The sequence below is a fragment of the Acidaminococcus sp. BV3L6 genome (assembly GCF_000468835.1).
Lineage (GTDB): Bacteria > Bacillota > Negativicutes > Acidaminococcales > Acidaminococcaceae > Acidaminococcus > Acidaminococcus intestini.
On sequence record NZ_AWUR01000011.1, the window covers coordinates 53,239 to 64,559 of the forward strand.

Annotated in this window: 6 protein-coding genes and 2 pseudogenes; 1 reads left to right on the plus strand and 7 read right to left on the minus strand. The window is 48.6% G+C overall.

What is annotated here, in order from left to right:
* Positions 1–12 precede the first annotated feature (12 nt).
* From alaS to HMPREF1246_RS10760, 7 genes and pseudogenes are all read right to left on the minus strand, one after another.
* Positions 13–2,637, minus strand: coding sequence for an alanine--tRNA ligase (alaS, locus tag HMPREF1246_RS03175; RefSeq protein WP_021736665.1), 2,625 nt, complete (start codon positions 2,635–2,637; stop codon positions 13–15).
* Positions 2,638–2,724: 87 nt separating this feature from the next.
* Complete coding sequence (locus HMPREF1246_RS03180) at positions 2,725–3,927, minus strand: pyridoxal phosphate-dependent aminotransferase (RefSeq protein ID WP_016459512.1); 1,203 nt, start codon at positions 3,925–3,927, stop codon at positions 2,725–2,727.
* A gap of 160 nt (positions 3,928–4,087) precedes the next feature.
* Positions 4,088–6,388, minus strand: coding sequence for a hydratase (locus tag HMPREF1246_RS03185; RefSeq protein ID WP_009014703.1), 2,301 nt, complete (start codon positions 6,386–6,388; stop codon positions 4,088–4,090).
* 37 nt (positions 6,389–6,425) lie between these two features.
* Positions 6,426–7,604 (minus strand): isocitrate/isopropylmalate family dehydrogenase, encoded by a 1,179-nt coding sequence (locus tag HMPREF1246_RS03190; RefSeq protein WP_021736667.1) that lies wholly within the window; start codon positions 7,602–7,604, stop codon positions 6,426–6,428.
* Between the two features lie 211 nt (positions 7,605–7,815).
* Positions 7,816–9,081: pseudogene (locus HMPREF1246_RS11055) on the minus strand (SLC13 family permease).
* Between the two features lie 26 nt (positions 9,082–9,107).
* Positions 9,108–9,326 (minus strand): PrpF domain protein, encoded by a 219-nt coding sequence (locus HMPREF1246_RS10755; RefSeq protein ID WP_021736651.1) that lies wholly within the window; start codon positions 9,324–9,326, stop codon positions 9,108–9,110.
* A gap of 76 nt (positions 9,327–9,402) precedes the next feature.
* A pseudogene (locus HMPREF1246_RS10760) lies at positions 9,403–9,940 on the minus strand (PrpF domain-containing protein).
* A gap of 302 nt (positions 9,941–10,242) precedes the next feature.
* Between HMPREF1246_RS10760 and HMPREF1246_RS03205 the strand changes: the two are divergent.
* Positions 10,243–11,151, plus strand: coding sequence for a LysR family transcriptional regulator (locus tag HMPREF1246_RS03205; RefSeq protein WP_009014699.1), 909 nt, complete (start codon positions 10,243–10,245; stop codon positions 11,149–11,151).
* The last annotated feature ends 170 nt before the right edge of the window (positions 11,152–11,321 follow it).

Here is an 11,321-nt window from a genome sequence, read left to right on the forward strand (position 1 = left end):
ACGACACCTTCTTTATTGAATCATATTTTCAATAACTTTCAGGGTTTCCGCCATGGCCTCGGCAATCTTTCCACTGTTCTTGCCGCCAGCTTGGGCCATATCGAGACGGCCGCCGCCGTTACCGCCCAAGACCTGGGCAGCGGCTTTGACAATCTTGCCGGCGTGGGCCCCTTTCGCAACGGCTTCTTTGGATGCCATGGTCAGAATGTTCACCTTCTGCGGTGCCATAGCTGCAAAGAGGACAACAATGCCGCCCGTCTTGTCACGGAGCTGGTCTCCCATGCTGCGAAGGGCCGATACATCATCGACCTTTACTTCATCAATGAGGACAGGAATCCCCTTGACATCCTTTACTTTATCTCCGGCGGACTGCGCGGCAGCGGCAACCAGTTTTTGTTCAAGTTCAGCCGCGTGATGCTTTTCTGCTTTCAGTTCATCCTGAAGCGCTTCGATCCGGCTCAGTAGGGTGTTGGGACGACCCTTCACCTTCTGGGAAGCGTCCTCGAGGAGGGCTTCTAGTTCCCGGGTGTAAAGAAGTGCTCCATGTCCTGTAACCGCTTCGATACGGCGCAGCCCAGCACCGACGCTTGATTCGCCAAGGATCTTGAAAAGACCAATGCGGGACGTATTGGAGACATGGACGCCGCCGCAAAGTTCCATGCTGTGACCTGGCACATTGACGACGCGGACAATCTTGCCGTATTTTTCACCAAAAAGTGCCATAGCCCCCATTTCCTTGGCCTTATCAATATCCTCTTCGGAAATCTGGACGTCGACCGCATCAAGGATAGCTTCATTCACAAGGTCTTCCACACGGCTTACTTCCTCAGCCGTAAGCGGTGAAAAATGAGAGAAGTCAAACCGGAGCCGGTCCGGTCCAACATAACTGCCGGCTTGGTTTACATGACCGCCCAGGACTTTCTTGAGGGCAGCATGCAGAAGGTGGGTTGCCGTATGATTGCGGGCAATGTCAGCCTTGCGGTCAAGGTTGACTTCAAAGGTGACCGCTTGACCCACCGAGAAAGCACCCGATTCTACCGTTCCTAGGTGGATAGTCGTGCCATCAGGGAGTTTCTTTGTATTTTCCACATCAAAGATTCCCGCGTCAGAAATCAGGCGGCCCGTATCACCAAGCTGCCCGCCCCCTTCGGCGTGGAAGGCAGTATTGGTCAGGATGATCGCAAGGCTGTCCCCTGTATGGCCTTCTTTGATTGGCGTGGTTTCACCTTCTTGATACAGGGCGGCGACCACGCCTTCCTTAGAAGCTTCATCCACCGTGAGTCCTTCCAAATGAAGGCTTCGCGTATCATACATAACAGGGCGGCCTTCCTTATCGTTGCGAGCCTTACGGGCCCGCTCCTTCTGGGATGCCATGGCCTTGTCGAACCCTTCCTTATCCATGGTCATGCCCTGTTCCTGAAGGATTTCATCCGTCACTTCCCAAGGAAAACCAAAGGTATCATAAAGTTTAAAGGCATCGTCACCGCTAAGGACCGTCTTGTTTTCTTTTTTCATGGCGGCAATCTTTTCATTCAGCAGATCCGTACCCTGGGAAAGGGTCTGGAGGAAGCTTGTTTCCTCCATATCGATGACCTTGTCAATGAATTCCTTCTTTTCCACGAGCTCCGTGTAATGCTCACCATACATGGAAATGACCTTATCGGCAAGGGCGGCAAGGAACTTGCCCCGAATGCCAAGGAGACGTCCATGACGGATGGCACGGCGCAAAACGCGGCGCAGGACATAGCCTCTTCCTTCATTGGAAGGAAGGATTCCGTCCCCAATCATGAAGGTCAAGCTGCGAGCATGATCAGCAACAACCTTAAGCGAAATATCGGTTTTGGCATCTGCATTATATTTCTTATGGGAGAGTTCGCAAGCAAGTTCGATGATGGGGAAAATAAGATCGGTCTCAAAGTTTGACGGCTTGCCTTGGATAACGGAAGCAAGGCGTTCAAGGCCGGCACCGGTATCGATATTCTTATGTTTGAGCGGCGTGTAGGTCCCGTCAGCGTTCTGGTTGAACTGAGTAAAGACAAGATTCCACAATTCAAGGAATCGACCGCAGTCACAGCCAGGACCACAGGTTGGTTCCCCACAGCCTTTATCGGCGCCAAGGTCGATATGGATTTCCGAGTCCGGACCGCAGGGACCGCTGCCGATTTGCCAGAAGTTATCTTCCAGACGAACAATACGTTCATCAGGGACGCCTACGACATCGTGCCAGATATGATAGGCTTCGTCATCTTTGGGATAAATGGTGATCCAAAGCTTATCCGCAGGCAATTCCAACTCTTTGGTCAAAAATTCCCAAGCCCAGGGAATGACTTCCTTTTTGAAATAATCGCCAAAAGAGAAGTTGCCCAGCATTTCAAAATAAGTATGGTGACGAGCTGTGCGGCCGACGTTTTCAATATCGTCCGTACGAACACATTTTTGGCAGGTCGTAATGCGCGGAGAAGGCGGTTTCATCTTCCCTGTAAAAAACGGTTTGAACGGTGCCATTCCAGCCCCAATCAGCAGCAGGGTCGGATCATCATGCGGAATGAGCGAGGCACTGGGAAGAACCAAATGACCGTGTGCCTTGAAAAAATCCAAATATTTTTGACGGATTTCATTACCAGTTAAATATTTCATGCAAGTATCTCCCTCGGTTCAGTTCGTTTTGCAAGCTTAACATGCCGATGAGGCATTCCTTAAGTATATAAAATTTACAGATACGTGTCAAACACCGCCCGGTTTGACGCCATATTCCTCGGCCAATTTCCTAAAAAGCGGCAGGGACCGTTTAATGGTATCCCGATTGATGCAGTATGACGCACGGAAATAGCCTGGCACGCCAAAATCTGTTCCCGGTACTAAGAGCAGATCATACTTCATGGCCCGTTTACAGAAGGCATGATCATCTTCTTCCAGGCACTTCGGGAAAAGATAAAAAGCCCCCTGCGGACGTAGACAGGTAAAACCGACACCAATAAGACCCTGATAAAGCAGTTCCCCGTTGATGCGATACGGTTCCGCATCCGTTGGTTTGCCTGCACAGCGGGCCACGACAAGCTGCCAGAGGCTGGGAGCATTGACATGGGTGAGGACCCGAGCCGCTCCGCAAATTGCAGGATATACTTTTTCAAAGCCTGTCACTTCACTGGGAATAACGATATAGCCAATTCGCTCCCCTGGAAGGGAGAATGATTTACTATAGGAGTAGCAGACGATGGTATCCTTATAATATAGTGGAATATAAGGCACTTCATAGCCATGGTAGGCAATTTCCCGATAAGGTTCATCGGAGATGATATAAATGGGATGACCGTATTCCTTTTCCTTGCGCAGTAAAAGCGCGCTAAGGGCTCGGATGGTTTCCTCCGAGTAGATGGCCCCGCTCGGATTATTGGGGGAATTGACAATGACCCCTTTAGTATGGCGTGTCAGGGCCCTTTCAAAAAGGTCCATATTGATTTGGAAATCTTCAACCTGAGCGGGAACAACCACGAGACGGGCCCCGGTTGCCTCAACAAAAGGCCGGTATTCCGGGAAAAACGGGGCAACAATGACAAATTCATCGCCAGGTTCGGCAAGGGCCTTGAAGGTAATGGAAATGGAAGCCGCCGCGCCAGCGGTCATGAACAGATTGTCCTTTGTAAAATGCGTGCCAAAACGACGGTTGATATCCTTTGCAAGGATCTCCCGGACCTCTGGATTACCCGGAGCCACCGTATAGCTGTGGATCTTTTGGGTCGGCACGGTATCAAAGATATCAAGGACAGCCTCCTTGATGTAAGAGGGAGCCGGTACGTTCGGATTTCCCAAGCTGAAATCGTAGATATTTTCCTCTCCGACCTCCTGTGCCCTTTTCCTTCCATACTCAAAGATTTCACGGATCGTCGATTTTTTCGATCCAAGTTCATACATTTTTTCATTGACCATCAGGTTATCCCTACTTTCTGCATCAAAGGCAGTCCGTGAATTGGATGCACTTAGTTGTATTTTAGCACGCTTCCACAACCCATGCCAGTAGCAATTCGACAGGCAGACTGCTAGTGTCTAAAAAAGCCCTCCCTGAGGGAAGGCTCTTTTAGTGAGGTTGTTATTTTCTTTTGCTGCGATTGAAATTAATGAGGCAGCCGGCTTTGATGATTTCCTTTTCTTCCTCGTTAAGGGGCAGGATATAAAGGGTAATGGCTTTTGCCATGCCATCTTTCAGGACATAGGCGGGAATCTCATCCATGGACCCTGCGAGGATTTTCTTGATGGAAGGAACAAAAATGAAATCGTTGACATCAAAGGCAATCGTCTCATCTTTCAAATGAAAGGGCAGCATCCCCCAGTTGATGACGTTGCTGCGATACCGTTTGGTCGCATATTCACGAGTGATGTTGGCAAGGCCGCCGATGACGCGCTGACAGCTGGCTGCCTGTTCACGAGCACTGCCATCACCCGGTTTATTGGCGTAAATGACAGAACCGATTTCCGTATTGGTAAGAGTAACATCTTCACTGCCAGAAATGGTGTGGATGGCGGTAAAAGCAGCTGCCACATCGGCATCCTTTTGCAGGAGGTCTTCGCCTTTTTCACGGGCAAGTTCCAGTTCCTTGACCGCTTTGGTCCGCCCCACATACTGCGGATCACGGCGCGACAGGGTAAATTCGGCAAGCCCCAATGGATTGGAACGATAGGAGGATGTTTCCCCGGAAGGAATAAGTTCATCCGTCGTCGTTACAGGGTCTTCAATCTTGGAACAGACGCGCAGGAGAATATTGTCCCCTAAAGCGGGCAGTTCAGGCCAAGCTTTGATATTCGGTCCCTCATAAAGTTTTTCTTTCGGTTCCGCCTTACCAAAACCTTCGTAGACACGGGCCTTGTAGGCACTGTCATCGAAGTGGTAACTAGGCACATGTCCAAAAGTGTCGGCAAAGGTTTCCGCACTTGTCAGGGCGCCGCCATTTGCAGCTGTTGCGGCAATGCTGCGGGAATCCATGAGGGCCACTGCCGACATCTGCCCCTGACCGGGCTTGCTCCCTTCCCGGTTCGGGAAGTTGCGCGTATTGTGACGGATGGAAAACCCATTGTTGTTTGGCGTGTCGCCTGCGCCAAAGCAAGGCCCGCAGAAAGCCGTCTTGATTACGGCACCGGACGCCATGAGGTCCGTGAGGAATCCTTTTTTGGCAAGGTCCATATAGACCGGCATGGACGAAGGATAGATATTGAGGGTAAATTCCCCAGCACCGATGCTCTTGCCACGCAGAAGGTTGGCCGCTTCTACAACGTTTGTGTAGTTACCGCCGGCGCAGCCGCCAATGACGCCCTGCTGGACCATGAACTTTCCGTCCTTGACTTTATCGGTCAAGGTATATTGGGCACGGCCTTGGGCTACTTTTTCGGCCTTTTTTTCCGTCTCACGAAGGATATCCATCAGATTGGCATTCAGTTCATCAATTTCGTAAGCATTCGACGGATGGAATGGAAGGGCAATCATCGGCTTGATGGTAGAAAGATCAACATAGACGCAGCCATCATAGTATGCCACATCTGCAGGATTCAGTTCCTTATAATCACTTTCGCGGCCGTGTTCCTTGAGAAAGTCCTTCGTATCGCTGTCTGTTCTCCAAATGGAAGACAGGCACGTCGTTTCCGTCGTCATGACGTCAACACCATTGCGATAGTCCGTTGTCATGGAAGAAACGCCCGGTCCGACAAATTCCATGATCTTATTTTTCACATAGCCCTTTTCATAGACGGCACGGCAAATAGCAAGGGCAATATCATGCGGTCCAACCCAAGGAGCCGGTTTCCCCGTCAAGTAGATGGCGACAACACCGGGATAAGGGTTATCCCAGGTATCCCCCAAGATCTGTTTATCAAGCTCCCCGCCGCCTTCACCAACTGCAATGGTCCCGAGAGCACCATAACGGGTATGACTGTCACTGCCAAGGATCATCTTGCCGCAACCAGCGTACATTTCTCGCATATACTGATGGATGACCGCGAAATGGGGAGGGACGAAGATACCGCCATATTTCTTGGCTGCCGAAAGACCAAACATGTGGTCATCTTCATTGATAGTCCCACCGACAGCACAGAGGGAATTGTGACAGCACGTGAGGATATAAGGCATGGGAAAATGGTCCATACCAGAAGCGCGGGCGGTTTGGATAATGCCAACATAGGTAATATCGTGGCTCGTCAGGGCATCAAATTTGATGTTCAGCTGCTCCATATTCGCGCTTTTATTGTGTTCCTTCAAGATACCATAGGCAATCGTGCCTTTTTTGGCTTCTTCTGCTGTTACTTCGCGGCCAAGACGGCTTTTCAGCGTCCCTGCCTGTTCTTCCGGAACAAGTTCCGTACCATTCAGCAAATAGGCACCCTTATCAAACAACTTGATCATGATAACTCTCCTCTCTTTGTTACCTGGCTCTTTTGGGTTATTCTTGCACCTCCATCTTATGGAGGGTTTCTACAACATATTCAGCAAATTCTTCTGCTGTCGCCCCGTCTTTATCCGTCGTAATGACGGCCTTGCGTTCCACTTTGGTACAAAAATCAAGGGCTTTAAAAAGACGGCCCCGTTTTTCAGGGTAACCAATGAATGCCATCATTTCCCCCATCGCCCGAATCAGGCTGGAAGGATCGGCATACTGGGCACGATTGTGCTCAACAAGATAGACCCCCACCCCATGGATGGCTTCAAACATGGCATACTGATCGCCAATATTGGAAGAGCTGGCCGTTCCAAGGCCTCCTTGGTATTCGGCAGCAATATCAGTGAGGATGTCGCCGTATAGGTTGGGCAGCACAAAGACCTGCATACCAGCATTGAATTCCGGGTCCATCAATTTAGCAGACAGGGAATCAATCAGTTCTTCCCGCACATGGATGCCGGGATATTCTTTTTCCATAGCATGGGCCACCTTCAGGAAATTTCCGTCGACGAGTTTGACAATATTGGCTTTTGTTGCCACCGTAATGTTGGTCTTCCCACTACTTTTAGCGTACTCAAATGCATTTCGGAACAGCCGTTCGGCTCCTGGCTTGGAAAGGATCTTGAAGTCAATGGCAAGGTCATCGCCGACGCAAATCCCTTTGTTGCCCCAAATGTATTCGCCTTCAATATTTTCTCTGAAAAAGGTCCAATCTATGCCCTTTTCAGGAATTCGAATGGGACGGACCGCTGCATAAAGCTGCAGCTGGCGGCGCAGCAAACTGTTGGCACTCAGGAGATTGGGCCACCTGTCGCCCGCACGGGGAGTCACGAAAGGTCCCTTTACAAGGATGTCACAGGCCTTGCAGGCCTCAAGAACGGCAGGCGGCAGACTCTTATTCTGACGGGCCCGTTCCTCAATGGTCATTCCTTTAATTGGAACAAATTCCACGCGTTGATCTGCGATTTCCTTTTTCAGCAATTTCCGTGCCACCAAAAGGGCTGCTTTCATGATATAGGGACCAATGCCGTCGCCGGGCATAATGCCCACCTTTACGTGGGATAAATGGAGAAAATCCTTACGGGGCGGCGCTTTCCTAATCCCTTCGATGCGGTCAAGATCCTCTTCAATGAGTTTCCCAAAAGCTTGCTTAGCGCGTTCAATCATTTCTTCACGGTTCATGCTGGTCTCTCCTTTTTGGTTCCATAACGGCCACGCGGCCTTTTGGTTCCATTGTAGGAAATCCCAAGCAATAAGGCCAATACTTATCCTCCCATAAGGATTATACGAAATTTTCTATGTATTTTACCAATTCGGATTTGCGATTCATATCCATCAGAATTTCTAATTGATATTTTTAATTTTATATATAATTTACAAATCTTTTCCTTATTTAAAGGAACAGACCGCCAAGGAAGAATACATGAAGCGCCGCTATCACAACATTGATACTCACATTTGCCACGGATAAGAGAAAGAGCGTCTTGAACATAGTGTTCATTTCCTCTGTCGTCGTTGATTTGGAAGCAGAGTAACTTGACATGATGATGGCACCGCCCGTCGATAATGGGCTGATGGCTGCAGCAAAACTGGTCGCCGTAATGACAGAGATAAGTTCTACATAGTTTGTCTGTCCGGCAAATGTCCGAGCAATCTCGTCAGCGATTGGAAACAGCGTCGGCATGACAACACCCGTCGTAGAGCTGATCCAGGATAGAATCCCGCTTGATGCGGCAATGATAGGTACCACCGTCTGGGCCGTCATATGGCTAGCAAGAAAGTCAGATACCAGCTTGATTCCACCAAGCTTTGTCAGAACATTCACAAGGACGCCCACACCGCAGATCATCATCAAGGTGCCCCAGGGAATCTGACGAATAGCCGTTTTTTCATCGGCACAATGCAGTATGATCAGGACAGAAGCTGCCGCAAAGGCAAAAAGTCCCGTATCAAACTTAAAGCCAATACAGAAAATAACCATAGCCACAATCGAAGCCATCGTAATCTTCTGATTGCGATTAAAGGCGGGAATTTCAGAGAGCTTCAGTGAATTTTCCGAGTTGACGCGCCACCCCTTGTAGCCGATATAGACAACAAGCGTAAGGACAAAGCCGGAAAGTAACGTAGATAGGAAGAGATGCGTCCCAAAGCCTTGGTAACCCAGCGGCTCAGAAAGATTCTTGGCAAGGATGCCTGTCAAGGAAAGAACAGAGGCACAGCCCGCATTGGCTCCCAGTTATGCATAAAGGGCCGTTGCCATGGGATTGATCTTGAGTTCGAAGGCAAGATAGACGGCAAAGGTCGTCATCAAGATTCCAGCAGCAATATGTCCAGGACCAATGGCTGAAATGAAAGCAGAAAGCACAAACATCAAGATGGGAATCAAGTAGGTCCGCTTCCCTACAAGAGCGACGACCTTCTTGGAAAAAAGATTGAGCGTCCCATTGGCAGAGGCCATCCCAAACAGAAAGGTAACCCCAACCAAGGTCACAAACATGGAACTTGAAAAACCTGCAGCAATCTGCTTGGCACTCATCTGTCCATAGGAACCGAGCAGAAAAGCGGCGCCAATGGAAAAGAAGCCTATATTGACTTTTTTGATAAACCCAATGGCAACGACAACGGCAAGAACAATCAATGAAATCAAGGATAGATCCATCATGATGCCCCTTACGAGCAGTGGATTCAGTAGAAAATAGGGGCTACGCCTTTCATCAATAGACGGGCCGTTCGATACCCATACGTTTCTTTAATGAAAGAAATCGTCTGTCCCTTTTCGGCTTCAACGCCGCAAACAAGCGTGCCGGAACCATGACCAATCCTGATTTCTTGAAGCTTACCGCAGGGGGAAAGAATGCTATGGACAAGGGTCCCTGGAATTGCGGCGGCAGCTGCCGTACACATCTCCTCGGATACATTCCAAGAGTCGGAGCAGGGCTTCGTCTTTATTGATTTCTTCCGGCTGTTCCGTCCCATTCATCTATATGGAATCAGCTGTTACAAAAACCAAGGGGTTTGCTGCGTCGACAATGGAAAAGGACAGGCGGCCAAAATCGGGGATCTCAAGTTCATCCACCACATTTCCCGTTGGCAGGATGCCTTTACCAAGGGTACCGCTGGAATCAAGGAAACTAAGCTTGATGAGAGCGGCCGTACCGGGCACGCCAGCAATAGCATAGTCTCCGTCATAACACACCTGGCCATCTGCTGTATTAACCGTTTCAACAATGATTTTCCGGGTATTCGTATACAGGCTTATCCACAGATACTTGGGCAAAGGTGTAATCCACATCGGCATCAGAGCGACTGGATTTTTCGATAATAGCGACCTTGCTGGTTACGGACTGGGAACCGCCAAGTCCGTCGATCTGTTTGCGGTCAGGGCTTCCCATGAGTTTCAAAAGGACGCTGTCCCAATCCTTCCTTTCAGGCGGCATATCCTTTCTTAATAGATAAGCTCCTTTACTCGTTCCCCCACGCATCAACGTGACAGGAAGTTTGATCTTTGTTGTCATCATGAACCCTCCTTATTAGATAGGTAACAGTCATCGTTATTTTCTGAAAACATCATAACAAGAAAAACCTCATAATTTAAATTCATAAAAATTATTTTTAACATGGTAAAAGCGAATGGTTTTATTGGTGGGAGCATGAAAAAGTGCCGCTTTGCCATGCTTTTTTCCAGTGGACTAATGGTATAGATGGTGCTTCGGTTCATGTCATACGTTCATAAAAAAAATAATAATCATGGTTTTTATGAATAGTTTGGGTTATAATTGGTTAAAGATGATTTACAATCTGGAAGAAAGGAGTACAGCCAATGGATTTTCGAGATCTGACCTATCTTCTGGCCATTGCGCGCCAGCAAAATATCACGCGGGCGGCAGAATCCCTCTACCTTAGCCAGCCCACCCTCTCCAAGTTCTTAAAAGGCCTTGAAGGAGAACTTGGACTTCCTTTGTTTGAGAGATTGGGTAATAAATATATCCCAACCTATGCCGGTGAACAGTACATAAAAAAAGCCAAGGAAATCCTGGCCCTCAAAAAAGAACTCGATCAGCAGATGGGCGATATCATAAAAAACAATGAAGGCTATTTAAAGATTGGCTTCCCCGCAATGCGGGGTACGTATATGCTTCCCTGCACGCTGCCTATTTTTCATGATAAGTATCCCAATGTAAGGATTGACCTTCACGAAGCAAATTCCGAATCCCTCATCCAAATGATTATTGAAGGGGACATTGACCTGGCTTTTTTCAATTTTGTAGAGGCCAATCCCGCTCTCGCCTACACCGTCATCAGTCATGAAGAACTGGTGCTTGTCATGAGTGCCCAGCATCCCTTTACGCGCTATGGAAGGAAACGGCCGGGCTGTAAATATCCTTATATGGACCTTCATTTCCTAAAAGACCAAGATTTCATCCTTCAAAACCGGACGCAGCACACACGGCTGATTGTGGATAGGATCTTTCATAAACGCCACATTGAACCCCACATTATCCTTGAAACAAGCAATATCCAAGCAGAAGCCGAGCTGGCAGCACGGAATTACGGCTTTACCTTCATTACGGAAACCCATTTGAAGTATATTCCCAACCGCGACCAATTAGCCTTGTTTTCAATCGGATCTCCTAAGACAACCGTTGATTTTGTAGCAACGTATCGAAAAAATTCCTACCTCCCTTTCCACGCCAAGGAATACATCAAGGTGGTCAAGGAGTTCACCTGATACGTCTCACGCATCCAAAACGCCCACATAGAAACAACACTGCCTGTCAAATCTCTTTTCTCACAACGGTTGGTCTTATAACGAAAATAACAATCAAATGCCCCCAGCCACGTGATTGGCAAGGGGCATTTGATTAAGTTACAGGAAGGAGCGGCTCATAAATATAAAAC